Source organism: Anaerobacillus sp. ABA4_114, from assembly GCF_056159065.1.
Map to the genome: position 1 here is coordinate 264,966 of NZ_JBSWUM010000002.1, position 26,326 is coordinate 291,291.

The 26,326-nt window shown below is 35.8% G+C and carries 35 protein-coding genes; 7 read left to right on the forward strand and 28 right to left on the reverse strand.

What is annotated here, in order from left to right; genetic code table 11:
• The first annotated feature begins 95 nt into the window (after positions 1-95).
• Positions 96-464, forward strand: coding sequence for a hypothetical protein (locus ACXAEY_RS22960; protein WP_474815517.1), 369 nt, complete (start codon positions 96-98; stop codon positions 462-464).
• A gap of 123 nt (positions 465-587) precedes the next feature.
• Here the strand turns inward: ACXAEY_RS22960 and ACXAEY_RS22965 are convergent, their stop codons facing one another.
• The 10 genes from ACXAEY_RS22965 to ACXAEY_RS23010 form a co-directional block, all read right to left on the reverse strand.
• Entirely contained in the window at positions 588-1,436 is an 849-nt protein-coding gene (locus ACXAEY_RS22965) for a hypothetical protein (RefSeq protein ID WP_474815519.1), read from the reverse strand.
• A gap of 152 nt (positions 1,437-1,588) precedes the next feature.
• Positions 1,589-2,230: a hypothetical protein gene (locus ACXAEY_RS22970; protein ID WP_474815521.1), complete on the reverse strand. Its 642-nt coding sequence runs from the start codon at positions 2,228-2,230 to the stop codon at positions 1,589-1,591.
• A gap of 199 nt (positions 2,231-2,429) precedes the next feature.
• Positions 2,430-2,846, reverse strand: a complete 417-nt coding sequence (locus ACXAEY_RS22975) for a hypothetical protein (RefSeq protein WP_474815523.1) — start codon at positions 2,844-2,846, stop codon at positions 2,430-2,432.
• A 551-nt stretch (positions 2,847-3,397) separates the two neighbouring features.
• On the reverse strand, positions 3,398-3,766 hold the full coding sequence (locus ACXAEY_RS22980) for a GIY-YIG nuclease family protein (RefSeq protein ID WP_474815525.1): 369 nt from the start codon (positions 3,764-3,766) through the stop codon (positions 3,398-3,400).
• A gap of 203 nt (positions 3,767-3,969) precedes the next feature.
• Complete coding sequence (locus ACXAEY_RS22985) at positions 3,970-4,236, reverse strand: hypothetical protein (RefSeq protein ID WP_474815528.1); 267 nt, start codon at positions 4,234-4,236, stop codon at positions 3,970-3,972.
• Positions 4,237-4,690: 454 nt separating this feature from the next.
• The gene (locus ACXAEY_RS22990; protein ID WP_474815530.1) at positions 4,691-5,002 is read right to left on the reverse strand and encodes a hypothetical protein; all 312 of its coding nucleotides are present in this window, start codon (positions 5,000-5,002) and stop codon (positions 4,691-4,693) included.
• Positions 5,003-5,039: 37 nt separating this feature from the next.
• Positions 5,040-5,357 carry a hypothetical protein gene (locus ACXAEY_RS22995; RefSeq protein ID WP_474815532.1) on the reverse strand — a complete coding sequence of 106 codons (318 nt, stop codon included), beginning with the start codon at positions 5,355-5,357 and terminating at the stop codon, positions 5,040-5,042.
• A 49-nt stretch (positions 5,358-5,406) separates the two neighbouring features.
• Positions 5,407-5,655 (reverse strand): hypothetical protein, encoded by a 249-nt coding sequence (locus ACXAEY_RS23000; RefSeq protein WP_474815533.1) that lies wholly within the window; start codon positions 5,653-5,655, stop codon positions 5,407-5,409.
• Positions 5,656-5,865: 210 nt separating this feature from the next.
• Positions 5,866-6,234: a hypothetical protein gene (locus ACXAEY_RS23005; RefSeq protein WP_474815535.1), complete on the reverse strand. Its 369-nt coding sequence runs from the start codon at positions 6,232-6,234 to the stop codon at positions 5,866-5,868.
• A gap of 22 nt (positions 6,235-6,256) precedes the next feature.
• The gene (locus ACXAEY_RS23010; RefSeq protein WP_474815537.1) at positions 6,257-6,517 is read right to left on the reverse strand and encodes a hypothetical protein; all 261 of its coding nucleotides are present in this window, start codon (positions 6,515-6,517) and stop codon (positions 6,257-6,259) included.
• A 167-nt stretch (positions 6,518-6,684) separates the two neighbouring features.
• On the opposite strand from ACXAEY_RS23010, the gene ACXAEY_RS23015 reads away from it, so the two are divergent.
• Positions 6,685-7,275: a helix-turn-helix domain-containing protein gene (locus ACXAEY_RS23015; RefSeq protein WP_474815538.1), complete on the forward strand. Its 591-nt coding sequence runs from the start codon at positions 6,685-6,687 to the stop codon at positions 7,273-7,275.
• Entirely contained in the window at positions 7,275-7,679 is a 405-nt protein-coding gene (locus ACXAEY_RS23020) for a hypothetical protein (RefSeq protein ID WP_474815540.1), read from the forward strand. The genes ACXAEY_RS23015 and ACXAEY_RS23020 overlap by 1 nt, the downstream gene beginning before the upstream one ends.
• Positions 7,680-7,732: 53 nt before the next feature.
• Here ACXAEY_RS23020 and ACXAEY_RS23025 read toward each other — a convergent pair whose 3' ends face one another.
• Genes ACXAEY_RS23025 through ACXAEY_RS23040 form a run of 4 tightly spaced genes read right to left on the reverse strand, consistent with a single transcriptional unit; the run spans position 7,733 to position 16,001 of the window.
• Entirely contained in the window at positions 7,733-9,094 is a 1,362-nt protein-coding gene (locus tag ACXAEY_RS23025; RefSeq protein ID WP_474815542.1) for a TIGR02679 domain-containing protein, read from the reverse strand.
• Positions 9,091-13,236 (reverse strand): TIGR02680 family protein, encoded by a 4,146-nt coding sequence (locus ACXAEY_RS23030; RefSeq protein ID WP_474815544.1) that lies wholly within the window; start codon positions 13,234-13,236, stop codon positions 9,091-9,093. Before ACXAEY_RS23030 ends, ACXAEY_RS23025 begins: the two co-directional genes overlap by 4 nt.
• Positions 13,233-14,486: a TIGR02678 family protein gene (locus ACXAEY_RS23035; protein WP_474815545.1), complete on the reverse strand. Its 1,254-nt coding sequence runs from the start codon at positions 14,484-14,486 to the stop codon at positions 13,233-13,235. The genes ACXAEY_RS23030 and ACXAEY_RS23035 overlap by 4 nt, the downstream gene beginning before the upstream one ends.
• A 3-nt stretch (positions 14,487-14,489) precedes the next feature.
• The gene (locus ACXAEY_RS23040) at positions 14,490-16,001 is read right to left on the reverse strand and encodes a TIGR02677 family protein (protein ID WP_474815547.1); all 1,512 of its coding nucleotides are present in this window, start codon (positions 15,999-16,001) and stop codon (positions 14,490-14,492) included.
• A gap of 364 nt (positions 16,002-16,365) precedes the next feature.
• On the opposite strand from ACXAEY_RS23040, the gene ACXAEY_RS23045 reads away from it, so the two are divergent.
• Positions 16,366-16,755: a hypothetical protein gene (locus ACXAEY_RS23045; protein WP_474815549.1), complete on the forward strand. Its 390-nt coding sequence runs from the start codon at positions 16,366-16,368 to the stop codon at positions 16,753-16,755.
• 49 nt (positions 16,756-16,804) lie between these two features.
• Here ACXAEY_RS23045 and ACXAEY_RS23050 read toward each other — a convergent pair whose 3' ends face one another.
• Both ACXAEY_RS23050 and ACXAEY_RS23055 read right to left on the reverse strand, forming a co-directional pair.
• The gene (locus ACXAEY_RS23050; protein ID WP_474815550.1) at positions 16,805-17,149 is read right to left on the reverse strand and encodes a hypothetical protein; all 345 of its coding nucleotides are present in this window, start codon (positions 17,147-17,149) and stop codon (positions 16,805-16,807) included.
• Positions 17,150-17,279: 130 nt separating this feature from the next.
• Positions 17,280-17,870 (reverse strand): class I SAM-dependent DNA methyltransferase, encoded by a 591-nt coding sequence (locus ACXAEY_RS23055; protein ID WP_474815552.1) that lies wholly within the window; start codon positions 17,868-17,870, stop codon positions 17,280-17,282.
• Positions 17,871-18,102: 232 nt separating this feature from the next.
• Here ACXAEY_RS23055 and ACXAEY_RS23060 point away from each other — a divergent pair, with 232 nt between their 5' ends.
• The gene (locus ACXAEY_RS23060) at positions 18,103-18,381 is read left to right on the forward strand and encodes a hypothetical protein (protein ID WP_474815554.1); all 279 of its coding nucleotides are present in this window, start codon (positions 18,103-18,105) and stop codon (positions 18,379-18,381) included.
• A 202-nt stretch (positions 18,382-18,583) separates the two neighbouring features.
• Here ACXAEY_RS23060 and ACXAEY_RS23065 read toward each other — a convergent pair whose 3' ends face one another.
• The 8 genes from ACXAEY_RS23065 to ACXAEY_RS23100 all read right to left on the reverse strand — a co-directional run bounded on the left by ACXAEY_RS23065 (position 18,584) and on the right by ACXAEY_RS23100 (position 22,772).
• Positions 18,584-18,793 (reverse strand): hypothetical protein, encoded by a 210-nt coding sequence (locus ACXAEY_RS23065; RefSeq protein ID WP_474815555.1) that lies wholly within the window; start codon positions 18,791-18,793, stop codon positions 18,584-18,586.
• Positions 18,794-18,915: 122 nt separating this feature from the next.
• Positions 18,916-19,182, reverse strand: a complete 267-nt coding sequence (locus tag ACXAEY_RS23070; protein WP_474815557.1) for a hypothetical protein — start codon at positions 19,180-19,182, stop codon at positions 18,916-18,918.
• Positions 19,183-19,408: 226 nt separating this feature from the next.
• Positions 19,409-20,707: a hypothetical protein gene (locus ACXAEY_RS23075; protein WP_474815559.1), complete on the reverse strand. Its 1,299-nt coding sequence runs from the start codon at positions 20,705-20,707 to the stop codon at positions 19,409-19,411.
• A gap of 184 nt (positions 20,708-20,891) precedes the next feature.
• Positions 20,892-21,284: a hypothetical protein gene (locus ACXAEY_RS23080; protein WP_474815561.1), complete on the reverse strand. Its 393-nt coding sequence runs from the start codon at positions 21,282-21,284 to the stop codon at positions 20,892-20,894.
• 47 nt (positions 21,285-21,331) lie between these two features.
• Complete coding sequence (locus ACXAEY_RS23085) at positions 21,332-21,526, reverse strand: hypothetical protein (protein WP_474815563.1); 195 nt, start codon at positions 21,524-21,526, stop codon at positions 21,332-21,334.
• 24 nt (positions 21,527-21,550) lie between these two features.
• Complete coding sequence (locus ACXAEY_RS23090) at positions 21,551-21,874, reverse strand: hypothetical protein (RefSeq protein WP_474815565.1); 324 nt, start codon at positions 21,872-21,874, stop codon at positions 21,551-21,553.
• Between the two features lie 87 nt (positions 21,875-21,961).
• Positions 21,962-22,186, reverse strand: coding sequence for a hypothetical protein (locus ACXAEY_RS23095; RefSeq protein WP_474815567.1), 225 nt, complete (start codon positions 22,184-22,186; stop codon positions 21,962-21,964).
• Between the two features lie 118 nt (positions 22,187-22,304).
• The gene (locus ACXAEY_RS23100; RefSeq protein ID WP_474815569.1) at positions 22,305-22,772 is read right to left on the reverse strand and encodes a hypothetical protein; all 468 of its coding nucleotides are present in this window, start codon (positions 22,770-22,772) and stop codon (positions 22,305-22,307) included.
• Positions 22,773-23,058: 286 nt separating this feature from the next.
• Between ACXAEY_RS23100 and ACXAEY_RS23105 the strand changes: the two genes are divergently transcribed.
• Positions 23,059-23,433 carry a replication protein gene (locus ACXAEY_RS23105; RefSeq protein ID WP_474815571.1) on the forward strand — a complete coding sequence of 125 codons (375 nt, stop codon included), beginning with the start codon at positions 23,059-23,061 and terminating at the stop codon, positions 23,431-23,433.
• A gap of 156 nt (positions 23,434-23,589) precedes the next feature.
• Here the strand turns inward: ACXAEY_RS23105 and ACXAEY_RS23110 are convergent, their stop codons facing one another.
• On the reverse strand, positions 23,590-24,231 hold the full coding sequence (locus ACXAEY_RS23110; protein WP_474815573.1) for a Bax inhibitor-1/YccA family protein: 642 nt from the start codon (positions 24,229-24,231) through the stop codon (positions 23,590-23,592).
• Positions 24,232-24,410: 179 nt separating this feature from the next.
• Here ACXAEY_RS23110 and ACXAEY_RS23115 point away from each other — a divergent pair, with 179 nt between their 5' ends.
• The gene (locus tag ACXAEY_RS23115; protein WP_474815575.1) at positions 24,411-24,896 is read left to right on the forward strand and encodes a hypothetical protein; all 486 of its coding nucleotides are present in this window, start codon (positions 24,411-24,413) and stop codon (positions 24,894-24,896) included.
• 134 nt (positions 24,897-25,030) lie between these two features.
• Here ACXAEY_RS23115 and ACXAEY_RS23120 read toward each other — a convergent pair whose 3' ends face one another.
• The 3 genes from ACXAEY_RS23120 to ACXAEY_RS23130 all read right to left on the reverse strand — a co-directional run bounded on the left by ACXAEY_RS23120 (position 25,031) and on the right by ACXAEY_RS23130 (position 26,280).
• Positions 25,031-25,282: a hypothetical protein gene (locus tag ACXAEY_RS23120; RefSeq protein ID WP_474815576.1), complete on the reverse strand. Its 252-nt coding sequence runs from the start codon at positions 25,280-25,282 to the stop codon at positions 25,031-25,033.
• A gap of 178 nt (positions 25,283-25,460) precedes the next feature.
• Positions 25,461-25,802, reverse strand: a complete 342-nt coding sequence (locus ACXAEY_RS23125) for a hypothetical protein (protein WP_474815578.1) — start codon at positions 25,800-25,802, stop codon at positions 25,461-25,463.
• A 178-nt stretch (positions 25,803-25,980) separates the two neighbouring features.
• On the reverse strand, positions 25,981-26,280 hold the full coding sequence (locus ACXAEY_RS23130; protein WP_474815580.1) for a helix-turn-helix domain-containing protein: 300 nt from the start codon (positions 26,278-26,280) through the stop codon (positions 25,981-25,983).
• Positions 26,281-26,326: the final 46 nt, after the last annotated feature.

The window sequence follows — 26,326 nt, forward strand, 5'->3', positions numbered from 1 at the left end:
GTTCTATCTCATGCTCTATTTGTTTGGAATGGTCTCCCCGATTATATAGAGGTTTTTTAGAGCTCATCAATGAACAAAACTGTAAGGGGGGCTTTATGAGAAAAAAATCTTTATTTATCCTAATCGGTTTATTAGTTTTATTAGCTGGATGTGGAGGCGTTAAGAACGAAACACCCTTTGAAGCTGCTGAAACTGTTATAAGAGGGCTTATCAATGAAGATGTGGAGCTCTTAGACGGAGTGAATCGATCTGAGGAATTGTCTTATCCAACAGACCACCTTCTGAAGATCGCTGAAGAACGAGGATTTATACACTTAAAGTTTAAAGACATTGAGTTTTCTGATGGTCTTCGCGAAAACCAGGTTATGGTGGAATGGAAGGATACTGAAGGCAATGAACAATACTCAAAAATGAATTTCATCGAAGAGGACGGATTATATTACTTTGATAGTTTAAGTTATTAATCTGTCATGAATAGTTATATGTATAGTAAAACCTTACATTCATTTGATGTAAGGTTTTTGTTTTCCCAGATTTGTGAACCGCTTTAGATAAAAGTGCTGGTACTGCCGGTATTCTTAATCATGTCATGGTAGGGATATAATCATTATCGAGACTACAGCTATGACTATTGCTATGCCCTTTTTCCAAGTCCACTTACTTTCCTTAAAATAAAATCCTGAAAGAATAAAAGTTAGAAATAAGGCGGTATTCATCGCTAGAGATACAATTAAGACCGATCCAAAGATCAGGGCATATGTATAAAGTATTTCCCTGGAATACTTCAGAAAGCCAATTTTAGTGTGCGCTAGCATCCCTTCCTTAGTATTCCCTTTGAACTTCATCCCATTCTTCTTACCAAAATAGTAAAACACAAATATTAATAGAAAGATTCTTAGCATAATAGCGGTTTCTGGACTTACTAATTCGTTATCAAAAACAGTTTTTGCTATAGGTCTGTCTATTGATGCGATAGTAATTAATCCGACAATGAATAGTAATGACTGTTTATTGATCTTTAGGAAGTCGTTGATTTTTACATCTAAAAACAAATAAAAGGCACCTACAAAAAGAAGTAACCCGAAGATGTTTTTCGCTAATAATTCTTCTCTACCTATCAAAAGCTCGATTATGTAAATAAAAAATATTGAGGAACTAATAAGTAGAGAAAAGGTATTTAGTTCTAGCTTTTGCATAGCCTTACTTCTAAAGTTTTCGTTTAAGAATACGATTACTGTTGAGTATAAGACAAAAAGTGCGCCATAGATACCTATGTGCCAATTAACTATCCCAAAGAATATTGAGAAGAAGAACAAAATGATATTTTTATAGTAAATATGCTCATATGTATGAAAACTTTTTAAAACGGATTTTGTACTGATGCTTTCGGCTGAACCCATTAGTGCAGACAATTGAGCCATCAAATAGGATATCAAGTATTTTTCACCACCTTAAACCAAAGAAGTATAGCTCTGGTTCGGTGAAAAACCTATCAATAGTTCAATATTTTTCTTAATTCCTCTTAGAAATTGGCACTAGAAAGAAAAAACACCAAGCCCTTTTTGGACTTGGTGTTTTAAAAAGAAGATTAATTCTCTTCCGTTTTTTCCATATCATCAGGATAAACAGCTTCGTCGAATACTTCTCCAGTAGCTTCATCTTCCATATATATTGTTACACTTTGCTTATCTTCATCGGCTCCATCATAAATCTGATAGATCATACCTGTCATGCCGAGAGTAATGGTAGCGAAGCCATCCATGCTATTCTCATACTTTTCTTTATCAACAATCATAGTAAATTCTGAATAAGAATCGTTATGAGTTATGTCTTTCACGGAAGGGAAATCCCCACTATTTTTTGTTTCTTCAATTGCTTGATCAATGCTCGTGCCAATTTCTTTCATCATGTCTTTATGAACTGACTTAGACATTTTGTATGTGAGGGAGCCGTCCTCATTTTCAATGACCTCTTTGACTCCTTGTTCTTTTGCATCAGCAATCGTTTGTTCAATGTCTTCTCCTTCAAACATTGAAGCAGGTATTGTGATTTCTACACTAAGTAGTCCTTTATCAACTTTCATGCTACCTTCATCTGATTTTTTCTCAGTATCTGCTGAGTTTGCATCAGATGTGTTGCTATTAGACTCTTTGCTTGCTTCATCGTTTGATGAGCATGCTGCTAGAAATGTAAGCATTAAAATCAATGCTGCATAAGTGAATTTTTTCATATTCCCTTTTCCCCCTTTAAATAACTATTATGAGTATATCAGAGTTAGGTGTTGGTAGCAGTCATTTCCAATCCATTTCCAAAATATAAATAAATGGGAATTTTCACAATACTACCCTTTGGTAAGTAACAGGCAACAATAAACAATAACAGCCCTACTATTTAAATAGGGCTGTTATTGTTGTTTTATAATGGATTACTTATGATGGTTGGTCTTTTTTGTTGTAAACAAACTCACCGCCGGATATTCGTTTGCTGTTAGTTTGGTAAAGTAGTCTCCTTATCCAGAGAGTTTGTTCTGATATCCTCTTCTCAAGATGTGCTAATCGTGTTTCTAGAAGAGCATCTTCATCTTGGACGTTCTGTTCTTGTACGTCCCAGGTTGTTAAGTCGAAATCATGATTGTCGATTCTGTGCTTATAGTTGATTAGTATCTTTCTGATCTCTGAAGGGAGTTCTAAGAAAGATTCATGGTCAAGAACAAGACCGTCATAGCTACTGAATACGCCGAATGCTGTAATTTTCTTCAGCTTGGTATCGTAGAAATGTATTTTGAGGAAGCTGGCATTTTTATTGCTTCTAGTAGCATACATAAGGTAATAGCGATTGAACTTCAAACCAATGCACCATCCTTTAGCTTTAAATTGCCGTCCTCTTTTTAGAATAGCACAGAGTTTGGACAAAAAATGCGTTTTCGACACACACTCCCAATATTTCACAATTTTTTCGAACAAGTTTCTAACCCGCTAGTAAATTTAAAACGTTATTCTCGTTGTTTTTAGCTTCCATTAACATTGATATAGAGAGGTTTTTAAAGTTGTGTTTCAGTAGTTATACTACAACCTATCTTAACCTAACACTATTTATTATCTTCATACAATCTACTGAGCTCGATATAACTTTCGAGGACTTCATAGTAGCATCTAGGGCAATATTCCCTATCCAACTTGTCGTAAGGAAGTCTTCTTAATTTTTTCACCGAACCAGTTCTTACGCAGTACAAGCAAGTACCAAGCCATCTGTTCTTATGGTCTAAACGATACTTCATTAAAATCCTCCGAATTTGATAAAAAAACGTTATTATAGGGTTTGTAAATGTGCACCACAAATTATGATAACTAAAAAAGGAGCTTGCTATGCAAGTTCCGATAAGTTGGAGTTCCCCTGCCTATTTCTCTATCCGCTCCATTTGATACAACTGTCTAGGAAAAATCTTCTTTTTACTATACTCAGGTTTAAGGAAGAACCACAAGATTTTTTCCAGTTCGTGTAGGTCTTTTTGGGACATTCTGCCTCGTTCCACATAGTCAATATACTGAATTTCATCTTTAAATTTTGAACTGCTAAAATGCTGTTCGATCCGTTTTTTTAAGTTTTCAGTATATCCTACGTATAGCACTTCTTTATTCTTGTTCCGGAAAATATAGACCGCAGAAACTTCGTAAGAAAACCCCTTATACCAAAATTCCGAGTGATATGCGGTATCGACTCTTTCTGGTTTAGTAAATAATACGCTCCTTATTTTCACTGAGTCCATGTAACCCCTCCCTAGGTTTTCGTTAGGTAATAATATCCATTATAACGATTGGTTCTATGGACAACAAACCATACGTCTTTACGTTAAGAGTTTTTAAATAAATATATTGGCTCTCCCGAAAAAAAGCCGCTTACAACTTATAGTTGTAGCAGCTTCTAAACGTTCACCTTCTCTTATTAAATGAACAATATTATAAATAAATCTTATTCTGCTGGTAAATTCTCGATAAGAACTTCAGGAATACCTTCACAGATATACGATAAGTAGCTGTTCCCATGATCGGATGTAGCGATCCGTAAAGCGGAAGATTTGGACTCCCAAATCCAAGTCCTATAGCATTCTAAAACTGAATTGGGCAAGTTGGGATAAACCTCCTGGATGTTTCCTAAGCAAATGAAATCGCTTGATAGTTCTTCAGCAGTTTTAATATTCTCTAAGTGTTCCAGAGTTTGTTCCTTTGTTGTTTGCAACTAAACCATCCTCCCTATTAGTTATTAAAACGATATTGAAATTAGTTCTTTTTAATTCACCAATATTTTAGCTCAAAAGGAAGTTTAGTGTGGAAAAGGTTTTAATTATTCTCTATACTCGTCCTCCTCCTTTTCATTTCTTCATACATTTGCCGTTCCTTCATGTCATGCTCTAAAACTTCATAATAACATCGCGGGCAATACTCTCTATTTAGTTTGTCAAAGGGGAGTCTTCGCAAATTATTGATTGAGCCTTTTCTCAAACAATAAAGACACGTTCCAAGCCATCGATTTTTGTGGTCTAAATAGTATTTATACATACTTAAAGTCCTCCGGATAGAAAATGTGCCCTTATTATAATAGGTTGATGTGTTCTTCACAAACCATGAAAAAAGAACTTGCAAGGCAAGTTCTAAATTAAATTTATTATCTATTTTACAAATGTTTTTCAGGTTCAAATATTAAATTCCTCAAAAAATTCACTTAGAAGATAGGCGCAACCTGCCATCTTGTGCTCATGTTTTGGTTCAAAGGATTTCAAGATTGCTGTTATGTGTCTTGCAGCTCTCGAAATATCTACTCCCTCTTTCCCTTTTACTTGAGCCTCTCTTGGTAGACCATCAAAAAACCAAATTGAAACGATCCTTTTCCATTCATTTGAATTGCTGTAGAACTCCTCTGGTATATCTTTGCTATCTGGCAATAAACCTTTTGTTCTCCCCCATGCAAGCTCTACTTCAGTTACTTCTACTGGTTTAATTGGCATTTTGGAACCCCTCTTTATCTATATCGTGTTATTTTTGCTAGGCAACCATCAATTCCTTAAACTCTTTATTGGTGAAGACTCTTATGTTGCTAATATCCATATCCTCTAATACTTCCTTTACATTACGGTCATTTAAATAATGTGTTAATCCACATCCGTAAGCGTAAATAATGAAACCATCCTTATAGACATATGGGATATGACAAACATTCTGTGTAAGGTATTTATTGTTATAGGAATAAACGCTCGAAAACACTTCTAGTGTTACATCCTTTAATTCTTCATCTGCTTTTACGAACCACTGAGATTTAATCGTTTTCTTATTCACTTTTACTACTGCGTAAATTTCTTTCATGTATAATCACCTCATGTTTAGTCGTTTTGTAGCTTAACTTCAAAGAATATTAAACAATCACCTTGTACATCATCCAACGAGAATATGAGGTGCTTAATGCTACCTTATATCTGCTCTGCTCGATATCAAATTCCAATTCATTTTTGTCATAAGAAACTACTGTTACTCCATCAAATGCTTCTTTAAACTCTTCTACAACTTCTGCATCGATCTTTCCAGTAGCGTAGATTCCGACAGATGGATCCTCTTCGTTAAAAAATTCTTCAACATCTTCTGCTAGTTGCTTTTCCTTGTTCATCTTTACATCCCCTTTTTCGTTAATTGGTTGTTAGGATTAGTCTTCGTTATATTCATCTTCCCAATCTTCTCTCGGTTGAAGTTCGTCTCCTACGCCGTTGTATGTTTTGCCACATATGCACTCGAAACAATGAAAGTGATAATTGTATAGAATATCTCTCTTACATTTCTTGCAAACCATGATTTGCATAGGCTAATCAACTCCGCTATTTTATTTGTTGTTCTTAGTAAGGGTAAGGGAATCGTCCATAGCAAGAATTAAATAATCATGCTTGGGGTTGTCCAAAATCCTAACAGAGTAACCGTATCCGTAGAATTTAGAAGTCATGATCCGCTCTTCAAAGGTAAAATCATCTGACTCCATTTTAGGATGATGAACTCTTAGTATCTCTCCATCAAATTCATGGTTTAACTGGATATTTGGTATAGATTCCTCCATGGTCATCAAACCATCTTCGTCGAAATCTCCGTTGCTAAGTGATTCTTTAAAAATTTTCTGAACACTCTCTATCTTAACTTTTATTAGATGGTCTTGTCCTGTGGAATAAAATAATTCTTGTCCTACACTGTATTTTTGCATCATAATCTCTCCTTAGTATTGGTTAGGAATTTGAAACAGTTACTTTGTAAACAATTCGATACGTATCGTCGTCCATCCAAACAGTACCAAGGCAGCTGGTGACAGTATGGTAGGAATACCGATCTTGTAGTTTTAAGTTCTTTAGTTCATTCTCTGCATCTTCTAACGAATGGTATACCGTCATTGACTGCTTGTACCCTTTCGGTGGTTTATAATCCTCAATTACAAATCGACCAGTCTCGTCAAAATTTAGAATTGGAAAGTCAGGTTGGTATGGTGTCATAGTATAACTCCTTTGCTATTTTGGAAGATTATACCACCCCGTGTTTACCTGAGATAAAAAAACGATATATTATTTATAGTATTGAATATAAATCACAGACTGGTTTAGAATATATAAAAAGTAGAAAAGGTTTAAAACATGGTATAATGGAGAAGGAGGTGAGGATAATGAGTTTTGTAGATGAAAGAAAAGAAAAATTGATAAGGGATTTAGCGAGTGTTGATGTTTCTGAGACTGAAAACCCAGATATAGCGGAACTGGTTAAGACGGCTCGAAAGCTTCAGAATACGCATTCTGTCGGTTTACATTCTATCGGTTTGGTCGCTCCTGGATATGCAATCAAAGATATAGACGAAGGTAATATCACTTCACTTTTTTCAGGCGTAATAAAAAACGATAATGATGCAGGGTATTTTAGTGTCAAAGAGGTAGCTGAGCGTTTTGATGTAAGTATTCAGACTGTCTACAAGTGGATTAAAGAAGGTAAGATTAAATTCGAAGAAAGTTCTAGTCCAGGAAAAAGCGTTAACAAAGGTTATAAAATTCCAATCGAACAATTCATCGGAGAAGATGAAGATGATGAATCAAAATATCTTGAGATAGATCCTACCTTCCGAGACCGCATTGATGAAGACCGGAAAGAATTATATGAGATGAGTCCCAAAGACTTGAGCAATTGGGAACGACCTACGGAGTCCTCTGAAAAAATGACTAAAGAAGAATTCCGAAACAGAATGAAGAACGTGAGGAAGCAATAATGGTTTCGGAGTATTGGCATAGAGGTATTTTAGAAGAGGACCTTCCAGTCATAAAAGAAGAGTTGGATTCGGATGAGGATTTTGATCGTTTCATTGATTCATTCGAGTCTGCTATTGAAAGTGCCAAATACAAAATAATTCCACCAAGCTGGCAACTTATTCATAACCTCGTTGGGTGGAGTGAATATAAGTTATTTCTAAGAGAGCCTCCTCCTCCTAAAGTAAAACCGCAAATGCGTTTAGTCTTTCAATATGATGCATATTTAAATGAGTTTTATGTTTTAGGGGTTGGTTTTCGAAACAGTGAAGAGTTAAGAAAGTCTGACGAGCACCACAGCATATATTATATCTCTGGTAACCGATTAGAATTCACCAAAAAGGAAGATTGGATTAAAAGAGAATAATCTTTTTTAAAAGGAGGTCCACGTATTTAGTGACCTCCTTTTTGTTCTTTAATTTATGAAGCGGAAGAAATATCGCCAGCATATTTTCCATTACAAAGATCACTAGTCAACTTTGTAATTATGTTTTCCTGGTACCCAGACTTCTTTACTTGTAACATCTCATCTCTGATTTCAGAAAGTAAAGAGTCCTTCTTAAGTCCGCTTAACTGTTTTAATCTACGTGAGGGAATGATCTTATTAGATAATGAGGTTAGATACTCTTCTCTTCCGTATCTCCATAGTTTCACTTTGCCTTTATAACGTTTCATTAACCTATCAGCAATTAGGATTCCTTCTGGATCGAAATCTCCTGCATAATAGATGGTTCCTCCACTCTTAACAAAACGATCTAAAAACCTTAATGTAGCTAGTTTAAGTTGCCCATTACCTGAGAGTATGGTTGCTTCCACATCCGCTTTTATGCACTCATTAATGACTTTCGAAGAAACAGATGAGTTTTCTATCATAAACAAATTATTGCTATTGGAAGCGGATGTTATAGTTTCTAATTTCATAACCTCTCTCAAAGGGAGATGGTAGGTGGACTTTTCTTCTCTTCCACCTTTTAATAACAGGTTTTCTTTTCCGTTTTGGTTGTATCCGACAGCATTGAAGACTGTAACATAATTCTGAAGGTCGTCTCTTAGAATTTTGAACTCATAAAGCAATTCAGTGATCTTTTCAGCATTAGGGTCTTGAATAAAGGGCTCTTCATTTTGGATATGTTTTAATACTTGAAGAGTATAAATTAACATCTTACCTTCTTCCCTATCTAGGTCAAAAGTGTGTGGGTCTTTCGTGATGTCGGCTGAAAATATCGGAAGGTATACGTACTCGTTTAAAGGGAGTTTCAAGCATACTTTCTCAAGGAAGCTTAACAGAGACGATAACGAATCTTTGTCTTGTTTATACAATTGAAGAAATCTATTTGTTCCTTTAGCATCACTTTGGATCCACGTAACCAGTTCACGAAAAACTTCTGAATGAGAGTATGTATACCATTCCTTGAAGTAACTATCACGCTCTGTTAACTGTGATAGGTGCTCTTCTCGTTTACTGGTTAGTTTCTCCCCATTATAGATTTCTAATATTTGTTGAAGTGTAATGAGAGGCATATTCTTGCCAAACTTCGTATTGGCTAATGCCTTTTCAAATTTAGAAGCTGAAATCGTAATGCTTCTGTTACGTGTTAAGTCTCTCCCCACCAATCCTGATATAGAACGTTTTTCAATTGGTGTTGGGTTGTTAAGGGTAACAGAAATTCCTTTTTCTACTCTCTCATAGGTCCGATACTTTTCAATAAATAGAGAGAAAAGGCGTTCGAACCCCTTATCTCTCTTGAAAACAGAAACGATTTGGTCAACTGGGTTTGTCACGCCTCGACCTCCTCTTTGACTTCAATCGTTTCCTGCCTCTCTTTTCGTTTTCCATTCCAGTAATACGATTGAACAAGGACCTTAGGTCTGTTCTCAGGTCTAATCAGCTCATAAATATTAAGAGATGGCACCGATTCAAAGCAACCCCATAGAGACTGTGAATTGAGAATGTAGTTAAAGTTTAGCTTTCGGATATAAGCGAACATAACATTTATATTATCATCGTCTACTCTGGAAAAAGCCTCATCTAAAGTGAATAGTCTAGGACATTCGTCGTTAGCCTCTGAATACTTAGCGTAAAGAGCTGCTAGAACAGGAGTGATCATTGCTAGAACTCTTTGCCCTCCACTTAACTTTCCATAAGTCTTACGGGTGAGACGATGTTCTTTGTCGCCTTTTTTGGTGAAGTAAATATGGAAGTCGAACCACTTACGATAATCAAGTACATCCTTCATGATAACCTGGAGATTATAATTATTTTCGCCTTGAGATGCATTGTGGATTTTTTTAGCCTGATTAATCTTAGACTTAAAGTGTTTGCTGATTTCAGAGAGATCTACCCACTGACTATCTTTTTTTAGAGCCTCTACGAGGTCGCGAGTATCTAACTCCTCTTCCTCGTCTTTTTCTCTCGGAACCCATTTGAGACGGAATTTGATCAAGTTCTCATGTTCCATGAAACGATTCATTTCTTTTTCCCAACTTTGAACGTATTCAATCTTACGTTTAAGATTGTCGCCAAGGGTGTTTATTAAGATTCTCTCGTATAGATCTCGGTCTTTCTCATTAGCATCTATTCTCATGTTATCGATCTTCTCTTGCAGGTGATTTACAGCATAGCTTGGTGGCACACGCTTACCTTCTATGTTCAACGTAATCTCAATTCGAGATGTCTTTCCGCTAACATAATTTAAGACGCTGTTCTCCTCATCGTCTTCCGTCACATATTCAGACGTATTGTCAGATTGCTTTGTTTCGTATTCTAATTCATAATTAGTGAGCTCCACGTTCAACTTGTTAAATGTGCGGTGAAGGCGATCTTTTACCTTTTCAACGTTATCTCTCTTTTTATCAAGGATGTCGCCCTTCGATTCTAAGATTTCTTTTGCGATAGAAAGGAGTGTGTCGTCCCTACCATCTACTACAAAATATCCAAGTTTATAGTGTTCGTTGAAGGCTTTCTCCCAAACGTCATGCAGATGACGTTTAAATGGAATATAAACCTCTTTGTTGTGCTCGTTTTCTTCTTTCTTGTTACTTGTAGAAACTTCGAGTTCAATTGACTCTTTTTGTAATGAAGATAATTGGTTAGGTACAGTCTCATTTATTTCTTTTGTGAGATGTTGAATACGTTCACGTATCTCATCAGATCCCATATCTTTTAATCTTTCTTGGTAGCTGCTTATCTTGCGTTTCGTTGCATCGATGCTTGCTTTTGTGCTACCAATTGAAAGTGCATATTCATCTAGGTGTTCTTCGATGTAAGAGAATCTCTCGTGAAAATGACCTACATTCTGTTTTGCGCCATTTATCTCGATGAAAGTCTTCTCGATATCTTGTAGACACTGCAAGTAACCACTTAAGCACTCCATCTCCTCATCAAAAGCGTGAACGGTCAAATCAAGCTCAGTAAAATCTATTTCCTTTTTGATTTGAGTGGTAATGCTCTGTTTCTCTTCTAATTTAGTATGGAATTCCATATCTAATTTCTCTCGTTGAGGTTCATAGATATCTTTTATACGAGAAACAACATTCTCTTTCTCTCTATGGAGTTCTTCTAGAGACTTGAATGTTGGGAATGAACGATATTCTTCCTCTAAAGTAGCGATTTCTAGCTTATTTTCGTTAATCATTTTAGTGATGTTATCCAATTCAAGAACCTTAGCGTTATAAGACTCTTCAAGTTCACTAATCTTCATCTTACGATATGATTCTCTACTCGCTTTTCCGATGAACATCACTTTTTCCATTGACGATGATCGACCTTCCACAAAGCCGCTTCTGAATTGCCCATCAGTAAGTATGTAACCTTCTTTGTCTCGTTCAATCGAGATGCCTTCAAGGATCGAATGGTGGTTCGGATCGTTGTCGCTTGATTTAAGAACACTGGTAAGATTGTTTCTTTTAGAAGGGTGGTAGTCTACAACTGTCGTATGTTCCTTCGATTTGCTCACAAACTTCGGCTCGACTATGACACTCGATAATAAACCAGATTCTGATAAGGCATTTTGAATCTTCCTGCGTTCTTCTTCTGAAACAGTTGGTAAGAACTCAAATGCTTCATAGAAAGGTAGATAAGAGACGCCTTCTTCAGACAGTCTATTCCACCCTTCTCGTTTCCAAGAAACAAAATCAGGTTCTATTTCTTTAGTATCTGTCCATTCCTTAATATCTTTTTTAAGGGAACTACATTCTTGTTCAATTACTTTAGCTTCATGTCTTAATTGGATATTACGTTCAAGCTTGTGCTCTTTACTTTTAGAGTGACTACCGTCGATTTGGCTTTTATAAGAAGCTTCAGATATTGAATTATAGAGTTCCTGAATTTGATAAACCAGGTTTTGATTCACCTGTTCATCAATGTGCATTTCTTTACAGTTTAATAACCATAACTGCACTGATTCTACTAGGTTATTTACTTCCTCATCAATTCTTCTTTCAATACTGAGGATTTCTAATTGTGCTTGGTCGATGTTCATTTGTAAGTCGCCTTGTTGATTGCTGATACTTTTCAAAACGGATTCGAGCAAGTCGCGTTGTTCCAACTGTTTTTTGGTACGCTGCAAGAACTGTTCATAACCTCTAGATTCTGAGACCCATTGTCCGAACGAATACTGACTTTCATTCATACTACCGTGAAAATGGTTAAAGTATCTTTCGTGTTTTTCAAAATGAAGGTCGTTTCCGATTTCTTCAATCTCATTAACATAAGATGAATAGTTATTCTCTAAGTCGGAAAGTTCAATTTCATATTTTTCTTTTTCTCTTTTGATTTCCGAAAGGGATCGGTCAGCTTCCAGCTTTTTATTTTCAAGCTTTTCTAAAGCTTGACTTAGTTTTGAAAGTTCAAGCTCTGAATCTTGCTTTCTTTTTTCAATTTCTTCGATATCTTCTACGCCTAATGAGCGTATTTCTTCTTTATTCGCTTCGAGCTGGTTATTTAGCTTCTTCTTCTCGTCATCAATTTCGTGTATACGTTTCATCTGTCTATCGATCTCTTTTTGAGTCGATTTAATGCTGGTTTTAAGCTTCTCGTAGTTCTTTGAAGCAAGCACGTATTCTGTTGCTTTCTCGACTAATATCATCTCATTATAGTCACCGTAAGTTTTATTTAACTTTTTAAGGGTAGTAAGGTCCGCTTCTGACCTTTTTAAGTCCTTTTCGATACGGTCGATGGATTCAATTGAAGATGTAAGTGGTCTTAGCTCATCATTTGTTAATTGAGGTAATGAGTCATTTAATACTTCTACTACTCCATCTGGTCGTTTTTGGTCACTTAGCTTAGGGCTTCTGGTTTGTAGCAAGAGGTCAATTAAGCCTTTGTAGCTTTGGATGGAATCAAATCCAAATAGGTGACGATTGACGTTATCCGCATAATCATCTCGGTTGTTAAAGACCTTCCCATATTTTTTTGGCTCCACAAGTTTTCGGAAATCCTTTTCGGTTAGAGGTATTTTTCGAACATCCCCGTCCATAACTTCTTCCTTATAGAGTTTTAACTGGGAAGAGTCGTCTCCAAAACGCATGCCATCGATAATGAAATACCAATTTTTTGTGGTAGAACGGCTCCTAGATGCCTCGATCCCCATGCCTATTGTTTTAAAGATCTCACTATTCTCTTTTTTGAATTCTAACGTTAAGTATCCGATCCGTTCTTGAATCCCTGTGAGCTCTTCCTCTCCTAGCACAGTATCCATCATCTTTCTCTCGCGTCCTCCGAATGGATCAAGCTTGTGGCTACGAGTATCACCATCGAGTAAAACGGTAATCAAACTTTGAGTTGTGACAGACTTACCGCTCCCATTGTGTCCTCTTAATACACCGCACCCATTTTGAAAGTAGAACGTTTGGTCAGGGTAATACCAGAAATTAAATAGTTTTGCTCGATACATCATCCAACGATCTTTTTGTTCATGCTTCATCTTGTTTCCTCCTTCGTAGGGTAGGTATTGAAATAATCACCGACCATGCGGAAAGCTCCCTCTTTTATCGTAAAAGTGTGTGCGTCTTGTATTTGCGCAAAGTTCCAATCGACCAAATATTCCACTACCATGCGATTTAATTCCGCAGTGCTTGTTGAATTGAACGTCTTGGTCCATTGTGGTGCATGAGTCTGCTTTAATTCGGTCATGATTTTATCCAATTCTCCATAAGACATCTGAACCTGATTATGTAGGTTTCTTCTATATTTCAGGGGGCGCTCGAAAATATAGTTTGCTGTCAATAAAACGAGATTTGAAATCATCGAATCGGATGGGTAATAAATATCTCCAGGAGAGTATGATGATTTAATCATCATAGAGTTATTTTTGTACCTTTCGTAATCGTAATCTGTGAACCGATTTATATTGTTTTCGATCGCGTTATAGAATTTTTTTATGTATTCTTTTTCATCTTCAGGGATTTCATTGTGGTAAACGACAGGTTGTAGAAATAATCTTCTATAATAGCGGTGCTTCCGTTCGATCTCTTGATTATTTTCATACTCCAAGTAGTCCTCGAAATCCTTAAGAGAATCCCACATCGTAATATCAGTTTTAAAATGACGCATGAAATAAGGTACGTATGGGGTCTTTTCAAACAGGACATCATGGCTTCCGTCTCCTGCGAAATCTTCTATGTGTTGGTCTACGATAAATACGAGTCTCATGCTGACTGCATATTTTAAAATCCTTATTAGTGACAATCGATTCTGATATCCCGAACCTTCCTTCCAAATAATTGTTTCATCTGAAGGATAATAGGCTTGGATTGACTCACATATGTCTTGCAACGAGAACTGTTGTTCATTAGATTTGCCTTCTAAAAACGCTAAAAAGCAAAATAGAAAAGTAAAGTCTCGTTGCTTCTTAAAAACAGGATTCCCCTTGGGGCGTTTGTCCCCCATCCATTTAAAAGTTTGGACTGGGGTTTTTTCCAACTTCGCCATGTCATACGTTAAAATCAAACGATAGCGGAATGTGTCTCTTAAGAAGTTTTTCAGTTCCACTTCATTATCGTGGATTTTATAATACAACTCTTCATCGTCTATTTTTAAGATCCAAAAGCGTTCAAAAAGTTCCTTGAGACAGTGCTGCACTTCTGGTGAGATGGTCTTTTTGGAAGTTTTCTCTACCCCTATTCCGTCTTCTGATAGGTTTATTTCCAATTGTTTATCTAAAAGAGCATTCATGGGTTACACCTCAAAATGAATAATATAGTCAGGCATCGTAAGGTCTCCATCGATTGAGCGTAATGGATACCATTCCTCACTTCTTTTTTCAATCCAATATTTTATACCGGTTTCGGTCTTTCCTCTGTTCCCCTTTTTATCTACGCTGCCACTTATCCATTTTAAGATAGCGCTTCTTATAAATGGCTCTACTTCTTCTAAGTCAGCAATTACAACAGTACCTTTAGAAGTAAATAAATCGATTTGTTGCTCTTCATACTGCTTTTGCTTCTGATACAGTTCTAAAGCTTCTTTGTCTTCTTGAGTTGACTCGATTACCGCATTTTGTTTCTTTTTACGTACTCGTTCCGTTCTTGAGCTGAGTAAGGGTTTTATTTCGGTACCATTTTGTTCTATTAATGATTGGTCGCCGTAAACTTCCATATTACGATTGGATAGTATATATCTTGGTTTTTCGATATTTGTTAAGGCGCCAAAGTTTTTAAAACAAATGTCCACATTCTCTTCTTGTTCGAAGAGTTTAGCCATATGAAGGAATTCATGCTTCCTACTCTTGATTTGTCTTTCCCGTTCGCTTAATTGTTGCAAGAACTTAGTGAACTTACTTATAGTTTCGTTCGTCTGCTTCATCAGATAACTTACAAATCGTTCTCCAAATTGGTCATATACGAACCAACGCTTGATACCTTCCCATTGCCTGTGGTAGATCTTTCTTATTTCTTGCTCATCCCAATCATCTTCCAAATTAGGCTTTTCTTTTTGAAGAAGTATGATTTCATCGATGGCTAACCCTAATACTCCACGATCTTGAATATCTTTTAATGCATATTCAATTACATGAGTTTTTTCTTGAAGGGCTATTATGAAATCCGTAAGGTATTCGGTAAATTTCAGTCTAAAAGCTCTGATGTTTTTGTTCTGCATAGCTTCTTCGATATTTTTACTTTGGATGATACCTAAGTAATCAGATGATTCTTTTCGAAGGTTATCAAACTTCTCTACGATATCGACCCATAATTGGTTGAGCTCCGTTCTTTCATTTTTTGTTAAAGGTTTACCAGCTTTGTAATCTTGTAGTGTTAAGATCAGTCCAGTTAGAGAACTGACCATACCCGAATCTAAAGATGCTTTCATCTGGTGCATATGGTCATTAAGACTCTCTAACATCCGCTCTATTTCAACAGTATCAGGTGAACATTGATACCTTAATCTGCTTCTATTGTAGTCTTGTATACGTTGTACCCGTCCGTGGTCAGCATGTGCGATTACATTCCCCCAATCTTCTAAGGCGTTTAAATCGCGATCAAGCTCACTTCTCGTATAATCACCAAAAAGGTTTTGTTTATCATTATCTTTAATATGACTGTAAATCTCGTCTGGTAATGAAGGTGGGGAAAAATAATACGCGTGTTGTTGGTAAAGGTAATGAACAATAACCGTGTACCGTTGATAGTTCTCTTCACTTAGGTATTTTGCTTTCTTGAATGGTTTTGATAATCGTTGTCCGATTTCCAATTCGACACCTCATTTACTGTAGTAAAAATAGTCAGGTTGGATTGTGCATTAATCTATTTGTATGCGCTTGAAGAATTCAAGGATTCTCTTAATACGTAACCGATTTATTAGTAATTTCATTAAAACATATAAAATACACTTAAATAAACCTTTATTTTTGGTTTCAGACAAAATATACTATTAAATTATATGTTTTTTATTAAATATCTATCGGCGTAAAGTGTATAATGATGTGGGAATGATATTTGATAATGAGGTAAAACTGATCGTTCTGCTCTTTGGGATTTGAGCGGTTAATGAAGGATCTACATATTTCCGTAGTAGTCTTGGTGGCAGTATGACTATAGAAAGAGGGAGAGTATAAATGTTTAGTCAGGTATTTATCGATTATGCAAAAATGTACTATGAGGATCCGACTCATCCACTAGCTGTGGCATCTAAATTCGATGTCTTAAGTGATGAATGGGTTGTCGCTCTATTCCATGACATATTGGAAGATACGGATGTACAGGAAAGTGACCTCTATGCAGTGTTAGCATTGTATGGGAAAGAACATACTTTTTCTGAAATAGTCTCTATCACCAGAAAAGATAATGAGACATATTTTGATTATATTAGGCGGTTGAGAGAAGAAGAAGGGGTTGCGATGAGGGTGAAAATCGTTGATTTGCAACATAACCTATCTAGGTTCGCAACACTAAGACTATCCTTAATGAAACGGTACGAAAAAGCTTTGAAAATCTTTGCTGCATAGATGCATATAAAGACTAAAAAAACGGCAAATATTTGCCGTTTTATCTTTTTTATTGTGCCATTTTCTCTTCAGAAGAGACTTCATTATATAATTGTGCATATAAGTCGAACACATTGTCATCGTGCTCTCCAAAAATATCTTTTATTGCTTTTCTTAACATTTCTAAAAACTCACTTTCAGTATACTCCCCTTTATAATTTCCTTCTGATAATTCGGTTGAAGCCAATTTTTTTAATAACTTAATTGAATCTTTCTCATCGTGTTCGATTGCAATTGAAAGTGATTCTAGAAAGTTTCGCAATACTACGTCTAGGTAGTCATTGTCGATTTTGTCTTCTACCTTTTTCAAAAAAAGATAATTCATATCGTAGATTGTGCCATTAATAAAATTCATAAAAACATCTCCCTTATGTGATTTTAAAAAGTATAGTACATTATGGCGCGGATTGTAGAAAAGAAAAGTGATTTTTATCAGAGTCAGTAATGGAGTTCCTTCTAACTTTTGTTCTATTACCAACAGAGACTCATTTCCTTAGCAACAAACTGATAAAATCGTCATTCCTGCCTTTCGAAATATCTTTTTCTACCGTAAGAAAACCTACTTCCTTCAAGGTAGTGATAAGGTCTTCCTTTGAGTAATATTGAAAGAAGCGGTCTCCGACAATTTTGCTATGAGTATTGGGTTTTAATTTCATCGATATATAAAAGTAGCCGTTAGATTTTAACAGGTCATATATCTTGTTAACGATCGTTATAAATTGCGTATAATGAAAATGAAGTAAGGAAGCACAAGCCCATATGCCGTCTGGTTGTTTGAGTTCCTTTATACCGTTGCCTAAAAGGTCAAGTTCCCTAAAAGTACATTCTGGATACTCTCTTTGAGCAACTTTTAACATAGCTTTTGAATAATCAAATCCAATTGTGTTAAATCCCAACTCTTTAAGTGCAGAAGTATCCCTTCCGGTTCCACAACCCAAGTCATAAATGGTCCCGCTACCTAAATATTTCTCCATCCATTTATGGTATTTCTTCATCTGTTCATTATTGTTATTAAGTGTCGCAAAGGACTCCGCATTCTCTTCATAAAAAGTTCTTGTACCTTTGTCTTGTGCCATTTGATCCCCCCTGTTTATGTACATGACCTCTACCTAACTCTTTATTTAGTTAGTCTCTTCTCCTTAATATTAGAAAACATATCAGTGTACTCTTGTATTACTGGCATGCTGTTTCACAAAATGTGAAAATTCAAGGTTTGCTTAAGTAAGATGTTATAATCTTAATAGATTAATTTAGTGTTTAGGGTTTAGTTAGAAATAAAATTAAAACAATATATAAAGGATGATCAATTTGCAATCTATTGGCATTGGAATAATGTACATGATGCTAGGAAGTGTTCAATATTTGTTAGTTAACAGGCTTAATTTGCGCACTTCCCCTACTTCAAGGTCTATAGGGAAGGCATTATTTTGGGGCGGGGTGATTATTACAATCGTATCGGTTATTAGTTGGTTTCCTTTTGTTCCTGAAAATACAAACATGATATTAACTGCGCTTATTGTCATCTCGGTAGCGGTTAAGGCTCTATTCGAAATTCGCAAATTGCAAAATGAAAAAACTACTGACTAACTAACGTTGAGCTGAATTTTCTATTTCTCTTTCTTTAAAGAGTTTGACGTATGCAGACGTTTTGTATTATCCTTTTCGGGAATACTTTAAAACAATAAGTTGCACTTAATAATTTCATTTTAACATCAAGCAAAACTCATAACTCTTTTGTGCGACTTTCTAACAAAAACCTGACTTCACTTTGAAGTCAGGTTTTGTTTATTTAGAATGGCATCCAAGTTTCAGTATTTTTCGGGTCAATTACCCCTGTTAGAACGAAGGCTGAAAAAAGTACCACTAGGATTGAAAACGCCAATAATGCAGAAGCTCCATGATGTAGGGCTTTCTGTTTTCTTCCCTTCTCTTTGTTAGCTGACCTGAATTCTATCATTGAAATGAGTATTCCAGTCACACCGATAATAAGATAGACCAAGTAGATCCCCTGCTTCCTATAAACTATGGATTTTAGTAGAAATTATTTCCTGTTATCCATTATACTCTCAGGAGATATACCTAGCAAAGATATGCTAACCATGTAAGGTAGTTGTCTTTCGATTACACTTCATCCTCTTCCTCTTCCTCTTCTTCTACTTTCTCCTTCCAAGACAAATAAATCAGAAGGTAAAACATTATACCCATCATTACGATTGGTGCTGCAAAGAAAAAGAGATAAAACTGAAACATAAGAGCATTAAATGCTGTTGTAGGTGTGAATACAACAAGGTCGATAATAAATATGATGTAACCTATTAGCATTGTGATCATAGGGAGCATAAAGTTAGGAAGGTTTTTCTTATTAGGTGAGCTCTCTTTTCTTCTCACCTTTGTACTCTTGACCATTTTCACAAAAAATATAAAACTAACTAAAAAGATAAACATTGCAAGATAAATAAACAATAATCGTCCCACCCTTCATATCGAATTTAACCGGAAGTGATGGAAACTCTCTTTTTTAATACATGTGCTCAAAAAGAAAAGAACTCTCCCGCTATGGAATGAGTTCTTTATCAATCATTATTTATTTCTCACATTTATTTTTCGTGAGCTGTTAATCAAACATGCTAGTGATATTACCGGAGTAAGGGTCAACATAGTACCATCCCCAGGTAGCCGTATGGGATTCTTCCGTTCCTTCTCCCACGATTTCATATACATGTATGACATAACGTTCATCTTCATCATGGTCGTGCTCTACAATTACTTGAGGATATTCATCTAAGTTTTCACGGTCTATAACCGCCTGGATCGCTTCGTCAGGAGTCAGTTTGTTTTTCTCTCTTTCCTTACGTTCTTTTTCACTTTCGAACTCGGGACCTGCATAAGCAATATAAGCATAATAAGGGTTATCAAATGGTTCAACTTTGAAATAGTTATTAGTTCCTTCTAAATAGAAATAGTTTCCGTCACCTTCGGTTGTTGAATTAGGTAGCTGCTTGAACCAGCTAGTCGTTCTGACGTTGTATTTCACATCGAACGTCATCCCAGTCACAATATCTCTATTGTATCCGATAAATAGTGGACCATACTCTGTTACGTGGTCGTACGATTGCATTTCTCCTGTATCGGGACCATCGTAAGTAGGCTTTCCAAGTTTATTCTTCACTTGCTGTAATGATGTTCCTAGTGTGATTCCTGCAACTGAAAATTGACCATTTACCACTTTTACTCCGTCTGGATTAATGCTTTCAGGATTAGATTCTGTAGGGGATTTGGTTGATTCAGATTCTTTATTAGTGGAGGTTTGTTTGGCTTCTTTCTTAGATTCTTCTGCGGACTTCTCATCTTTCTTTTCGGACGCACTCTCTGAATCTTTATCTTTGTCATGGTCGATTAATACAGAGTGAGTGTCATCTTCAAAGAACTGGTCATATACCTTCTGGTATGTGCCACTTTCTCTAGCTTCGAGTAATTTTGTATTGAGTATTTTTAACACATTTTCATTCTCGCTTTTTACTGTAAAGACCCAATAGTCATCATTATCGGCATCGTAGTAATATGAATAAGTCATACTAATGGTCTTCTCTTCAGCATCTTCTAAGTCGTCAGACACACCGGTCATGACATCAATAGCTCCATCTTCTAATGCGGATTGTGAGTCTTTTGTACTTCCCATCTCTTTTGAGGCAAACTCGATATCTGTCCCGTCAAAAAGCGCTTTCAACAGAGCTATGCCAAATTCGTCAGTTCTGTCAGATACAACCCGTTCTATCTTCGCCTCATCTTTTTCCTTGATAGATTCAGTGCTTTCAGAATTTTGATTAGAGCTCGCTTCGGAAGCCGTTTTTCCATTGAATGAACAAGCTCCAATAAACACACAAAGCAGTATTGCGGCTAACGTTCTTAACACTATGAAAACTCCCTTTCGAAACTATATTTAGTAGTAGTTCTATAGTATCACTAATCAATGGAAAATTTGTGAAAATGGGTGCATTCAAAATATTTTCCTTGTGGTTGTCCACCTTAGTTGGTGATACAAAAAAAGCCAAGACCTAATAGGTATTGGCTTTTGTGACACTATATTGTCTTTCTCATCATAGATGCTTTCGCTTGTTAGCAGCTATGAACCTCAACTTATCTAATTCACTTTCGAAAATCACTGATATTCCTTCTTTCTCAAGTGCTTCTACCGCTTCACTTCCACATATGAGTTTAGCAGACTCTTTCGCGTTACTATTTGTACCGTCATCTATCCCAGGGATATACAACCTGTATTTGTCATTTTCCCTTACAAACAGTGTTATGTCCTTATCTTCGCGATCATTATCAGGCGTTCTCTTATTTAGGTGATAATGAATTGCTTCTCTGGGTTGATTGCTTTTAAAGTCATACCAATGATTCTCTTTTATACATCGATATAACTCATCTACTGTTGCTGGTTTTTGTAAATGTTTAAGAGCTAACTCGCAAGCCTCGAATATCTTCATGTACTTCCCCTCGCCTCATATTGTATAGTCTTATTGATATTCATCTATCACTCTACTACTGCCTCTGCACCGCAAGTTGCGCAATTCCAGATGTTGTCTTTATTAGGGGAGAATGTTGTTTGGACACTTTCGTCTATAGTTGAGATCCAAAAGCCATTTTCATCAACCTTCCAGTCCTGCATTACGTGGGCAGATGTGATGAATTCCTTGTGTTCATTATTTTTAGGGCATGTTGCTTTCATAGTGATCACTCCAATTTTTTTATTTTAATTTTGAGTTTTTTCTCTAATTCTGTGAGCATTGACACCGGTATTAGATGTGTAAATAAAATACTTCCTATCCTTTTCCACCACCAACCCGAACGGACGTGTTCCGTCAGGGAATAAAGGATTACCTTCGTGATAATTTTTACAAATTTTTAAAGCTTTTTTGATGTCTGAAGTACCTTTGTATTTTGGGTTTATGTTTTTAAGTTCAATTCCCCTATACCATAATTCGAATTTATTGACCCCACTAAAATCATTATCACTGTTTACCTTTCTATCTTCTACGGCATTAAAATTAGGTTCTCCAACTAAATAAAATTCCACTTAAAACACTCCTCAACAAAAAATATTTTTAAAGTATAACATAGCTAAATTATTATGATTAAAGACAACATTTATCTAAAATATTGATTATTCAGCATTCTTCTTTAATTTATCTATAAGTTCATCTAGTTCGAACATTCTTTCTTCCAAAAAGTCTATTTTTATCTGTAATTCACCATGACCTTCTTCAATATCAATACTATCACCGTTACTAATCACATACGTCTTTTGATTCTTTTTTAAACGTTCTATCTTGCTTTCCATTTCTTTAAAGGCAATCTCCAACATATCTATGACCTTCTCGTTATTCACGTAGTTCATCCCCTCTAACTATCGTATTTCGAGGCTTCGAAACCTCCTATATTCCATATACTTTTGAAAAAATCCAGCACCACTGTATTTTGTAATTGATATAGAAATAGAAATGCACTTATGCAACTGATTCTTCTGCTAGGGACTGAACCTTTTTTAGAAATGCCTTATAGGTCTCTACGAATTTCTTGTTGGCATTATCACCTGTGTTTTTGACGCTGAAAATCATAGTTGATTTTTCAAAACGTTTGCCTTTGGGATCGAACCCTGACCATTTCACTCTCATGGTAATGCTTTTCCCGCTAAGTGATAGGGACTTCTCAAAATCCACCTTATATCCTTTATCGATCAAGGCTAATACTCCATACGCTTTTTCAACTTGTGATTTTGATAGAAATGGGTCATCTGTAATCTGTGTTCTTTTCCCAGTAATAATATAGTCGATCAGCTCCAAGCGACTCATGTTACTAAGGTTAGTGAGATTTTTGTAGGCTGCTACCTCCTTTAAATCTTTGACAGTCAATGAATCAAGCCATGACAAGGGTAGGTCGATTCCTTTGTAGTGAATTGTTGTTTTTGAGAGCAAGACTATACCACTCCTTTTTCATTTTCAAAATTATATTCCGAAATCTGAAATAAGGGGAAAGAAAGGTACTCTTTTCCACTAAATTTGTTCGGGTGGTTCGTCGAATTAAAAAAAGATATATAGACTCCATAACAAATATCTCAAGATACAACTGTTATACTAGAAGTCTATCTTCTTTGTATTACTACAAATTAAATACACAAAGTAAAAAGGGTGCTTGCTCAAAGATGGGTGAAATGGATAGCAATAAGTAAAATGGTTATAATTGGAATAAAGGAGTGAGGAGATGGATATACGTAATTCGCAACTGGATGATATACAAGTAGAGGTTTTCAGGAGAAACCTTACCAAGAGACAAAAAGCGCTTATTTCAATGATTCATGCCTTATCCTGCTCAATGGACAAGGAAGAAGCTATTATTCCTCAATTAAAAGATTTTGAATTGTGCGGTGTAGGAAAATCTAAGATTAAAGGTGAGCTTACTAAATTGAAAGAGATGAAAATTATCACCTGGCATGAGGGGTTTAATACGTATAAGATCAATGATCCTGTTAAATGGAAGGCTCCGATGAATCCATTGTGGGATGTTGAGAGATTTGAAGAGGTCTATGATATAAATAACCGCGAAAAAATAATAAGCAAGGATCAATGTTTTGATTAGCGACATTCGTTCTTACAATACAGAGTAAGCGATGGAAAGGTGAATCAATATCCTCTCTATCCATACTGATATATAGGTCCAAACTAGAAAGTTTCGGTAGTCCGGCACCCTTACTCGTCCATAAAAAAAGAAGGGTATGAATACCCCTCTGTTAATCTAATCATTGCTAAAAAAGCTAGCTACGATACGCAAGATGTCTAAAAACAGATTAATAAAATCAAGATACAAATTAAATACTGCTGCAGGTACATCTTTCTCGTCTACAAGTTGTTTTTTCATCAAAGAAACATCGTACAATACATACCCTGAGAAAATCACTACCCCGACCCAAGCCAAGACAAGATGAAGTGCTTCTGATTGAATAAACAATCCAACTAAACTAACTAAAATAAGTGCGATCAATGCTACAAATAGAATACCGCCCAGGAACCTGAAATCCCTCTTCGTGTGATAAGCATATAAAAATAAGCTACCGAATACAGCTACGGTAATACCAAAGGCTACAAGAACAATTTCTGCACCTACAGTAGACATGTAATGCGCTATGACGGGATAGATACTAAGACCTAATAGGAACGTTAAAATAAATAATCCTGACTTCGAAATATTAAAGCCGAACGTACCCCTTTTCCCTTTCATAAATGCCATAACTATTAGAATGACTAACACTATTATTCCTACTCCTGTTGCAGCTGCGGGAGGAACATACATCTTACCAATAATCATCCCTATAAGACTGACAACCAAGGTCATGAAAAACATAGGCAATACTTTATGTGTAATAAGTTTATTTTCCATAAATCACCCTCCTACTTTTGTAAATCTCATAAATTATAATTACTCCCAAATTTGACGCAACCTTTTTTTGATTATGTTTGGTGTTTGTATTAAGAAATTGGGATTATCAGTTGATTTCACTATAAATATGACGTCATGTATAATGGAGAAACAAAGGTATAGTTGAAGGTGTGATTTGAATGAATAGATTGAGAAATGAAATTGAAGAGGAATGGGAGAAGGAACCTGACTTTACCAGTTTGAAAGTTGGGGAATATCACTTCATTATTTTGAGGCATGGAGAAATGGGTCACTTAAATGCATATATTGGAGTACCCTCCACGCATTTAGCGTATAAAAAGAGCAAGAATATACTAGGGCTGCATTGTCACGGAGGAATAACGTACCAAGGGTCTACAATTTATGGAATGGAAAGTGACTTATGGTATTTTGGTTTTGATTGTGCCCATGCTGGCGACTTGATCCCTCGTTTGCCATTGGATTTTAATACGGATATGTTTCCTAAAGAGTTGAATGAACTATTCGAGAAAATAAATAATCCATTCGAAAGAACCTATAAAGATATTGGCTTTGTATCAAAGGAGCTAGAAAAGTTACATGAGCAACTAGAAGCCTTTCGTAGTGTTCCATCGAGTGATAAAGGCAACGAAGGAGAAAATGACTAACTAATATTTTGCTATGGGCGGTTAAGTGTAGCAGTTTCTAAAGTTAAAAATATAAGCATATATAAAGAAAGGCGCCAATTCGTTCGGCGCTCTTTTTTTTGTTGTATAACGGCGTTTTTATATAAATGTCTTCGTTATTTAGTATCCTTGCGGGTTTGGTTTACGAGTTTCTCTATTTCTTTAAGTTCGGTATAAATTGGAATGTCGAGCAGGACAATGCTATCGCATTTTATAATTTTTCTTTCTTTAATTGCTGCCGGAAGTATCTTTGAGAATTGCTTGTTCTTCACTCGATTCTTCTTAGTATTTTTATATATCCTTACCCATTTGTTGATACTGTTGTCTTTGTATTTGTGACAGATTAATTCTGTTTCTATAGCATTCATTTGAAAATACCTCCAACTAAATAATTGTTTTCAAAACATGTTTTCGAATACTTCACTCCATCTACATGCACTTAGGAATTGCCACTCTAAGCACTTTCTGTAGTATCTCATATTTTCTCCCAGTTAGAGTTTGCCACGGATGTTTCTCTACATATATTTTAACTGGTTGATACCTTATTTATTTCGCAATTACAATCCCAATAAGGATTAAGCTAAGTCCGATATAGGTTTTCAGGGTTGGAATTTCTTGTAATACGATAAACGTAACTAATAGTAACGTAGCGAACTTGATGAAATTAGAAGACGCAATTGATAATGTAAGCGTACCAAAAAACTGTTTTCCATAAAGGTAACCGATTCCAGTCAGTATGTTTAACACAGCGTACACAGGCATGAGTCTAACGTGAAACCAGACAGATTCTAAACTGATCGGTTCGGTCATCTTGGATTGTATTGAGAAAATGAGATGGAATGCGATGTTTGTCACTGTCAACAAACCGATAAAATAAACTAAATGCATGGCTGCACCTCCGATTAGTCAATTAGCGGGAATTTACGAAAAACCCTTCTAGTGTAAATGACTTATCTCTTAACTTTATGTGGTGTGTCTCTTCAGCGAAAGGGAGATTAGATGAAAGATAAAAAAGGTTAGCGGCAAATTAGTCTTTGACCTTTTTTAGTGCGATTTTGGCTCAGGTTTAGTTCTCGTTAATAGATTTAATTTCATTAACCATAAATTCGGCTACCCTTAAAGATTGCTCTTTTATTCTACCTCTTTTTTCTAGGAATTCAGTCCACTTTCCTTTGTCTTTTAATTGTTCAGTTTGAATTCTCCATCTACCACTATCAGGAAGGGTTTCAGTGGCGATTAAAGTTCCATTCTTGCATTGTTCACGCACTTCTTTAGGAGATATGCCTAGGATTTCAGCAACATCATAAACGGTAACTGTATTAGGGAAATTTGTTGCTCCATTTAGCTCTTCAAAGTTTTTGCTCATTTTGGAAACCTGCCTTTCAGTATCCTACATTTTTATATTACCTATA

What these genes read in the sequence shown, in the direction of transcription:
- ACXAEY_RS22970 (WP_474815521.1), bottom strand. Translation starts at nt 2,230, where the DNA reads ATGAAAAAATTCACTTATGCAGCATTGATTTTAATGCTTACATTTCTA.
- ACXAEY_RS23125 (WP_474815578.1), bottom strand. Translation starts at nt 25,802, where the DNA reads ATGCATTTAGTTTATTTTATCGGTTTGTTGACAGTGACAAACATCGCA.
- ACXAEY_RS23105 (WP_474815571.1), top strand. Translation starts at nt 23,059, where the DNA reads ATGGATATACGTAATTCGCAACTGGATGATATACAAGTAGAGGTTTTC.
- ACXAEY_RS23115 (WP_474815575.1), top strand. Translation starts at nt 24,411, where the DNA reads ATGAATAGATTGAGAAATGAAATTGAAGAGGAATGGGAGAAGGAACCT.
- ACXAEY_RS22990 (WP_474815530.1), bottom strand. Translation starts at nt 5,002, where the DNA reads ATGCCAATTAAACCAGTAGAAGTAACTGAAGTAGAGCTTGCATGGGGG.
- ACXAEY_RS23005 (WP_474815535.1), bottom strand. Translation starts at nt 6,234, where the DNA reads ATGCAAAAATACAGTGTAGGACAAGAATTATTTTATTCCACAGGACAA.
- ACXAEY_RS23130 (WP_474815580.1), bottom strand. Translation starts at nt 26,280, where the DNA reads ATGAGCAAAAACTTTGAAGAGCTAAATGGAGCAACAAATTTCCCTAAT.
- ACXAEY_RS23020 (WP_474815540.1), top strand. Translation starts at nt 7,275, where the DNA reads ATGGTTTCGGAGTATTGGCATAGAGGTATTTTAGAAGAGGACCTTCCA.
- ACXAEY_RS23035 (WP_474815545.1), bottom strand. Translation starts at nt 14,486, where the DNA reads ATGAATGCTCTTTTAGATAAACAATTGGAAATAAACCTATCAGAAGAC.
- ACXAEY_RS23050 (WP_474815550.1), bottom strand. Translation starts at nt 17,149, where the DNA reads ATGAATTTTATTAATGGCACAATCTACGATATGAATTATCTTTTTTTG.
- ACXAEY_RS23000 (WP_474815533.1), bottom strand. Translation starts at nt 5,655, where the DNA reads ATGAACAAGGAAAAGCAACTAGCAGAAGATGTTGAAGAATTTTTTAAC.
- ACXAEY_RS23015 (WP_474815538.1), top strand. Translation starts at nt 6,685, where the DNA reads ATGAGTTTTGTAGATGAAAGAAAAGAAAAATTGATAAGGGATTTAGCG.
- ACXAEY_RS23085 (WP_474815563.1), bottom strand. Translation starts at nt 21,526, where the DNA reads ATGAAAGCAACATGCCCTAAAAATAATGAACACAAGGAATTCATCACA.
- ACXAEY_RS23120 (WP_474815576.1), bottom strand. Translation starts at nt 25,282, where the DNA reads ATGAATGCTATAGAAACAGAATTAATCTGTCACAAATACAAAGACAAC.
- ACXAEY_RS23080 (WP_474815561.1), bottom strand. Translation starts at nt 21,284, where the DNA reads ATGAAGATATTCGAGGCTTGCGAGTTAGCTCTTAAACATTTACAAAAA.
- ACXAEY_RS23010 (WP_474815537.1), bottom strand. Translation starts at nt 6,517, where the DNA reads ATGACACCATACCAACCTGACTTTCCAATTCTAAATTTTGACGAGACT.
- ACXAEY_RS23030 (WP_474815544.1), bottom strand. Translation starts at nt 13,236, where the DNA reads ATGAAGCATGAACAAAAAGATCGTTGGATGATGTATCGAGCAAAACTA.
- ACXAEY_RS23110 (WP_474815573.1), bottom strand. Translation starts at nt 24,231, where the DNA reads ATGGAAAATAAACTTATTACACATAAAGTATTGCCTATGTTTTTCATG.
- ACXAEY_RS23055 (WP_474815552.1), bottom strand. Translation starts at nt 17,870, where the DNA reads ATGGCACAAGACAAAGGTACAAGAACTTTTTATGAAGAGAATGCGGAG.
- ACXAEY_RS23045 (WP_474815549.1), top strand. Translation starts at nt 16,366, where the DNA reads ATGTTTAGTCAGGTATTTATCGATTATGCAAAAATGTACTATGAGGAT.
- ACXAEY_RS22980 (WP_474815525.1), bottom strand. Translation starts at nt 3,766, where the DNA reads ATGGACTCAGTGAAAATAAGGAGCGTATTATTTACTAAACCAGAAAGA.
- ACXAEY_RS22960 (WP_474815517.1), top strand. Translation starts at nt 96, where the DNA reads ATGAGAAAAAAATCTTTATTTATCCTAATCGGTTTATTAGTTTTATTA.
- ACXAEY_RS22995 (WP_474815532.1), bottom strand. Translation starts at nt 5,357, where the DNA reads ATGAAAGAAATTTACGCAGTAGTAAAAGTGAATAAGAAAACGATTAAA.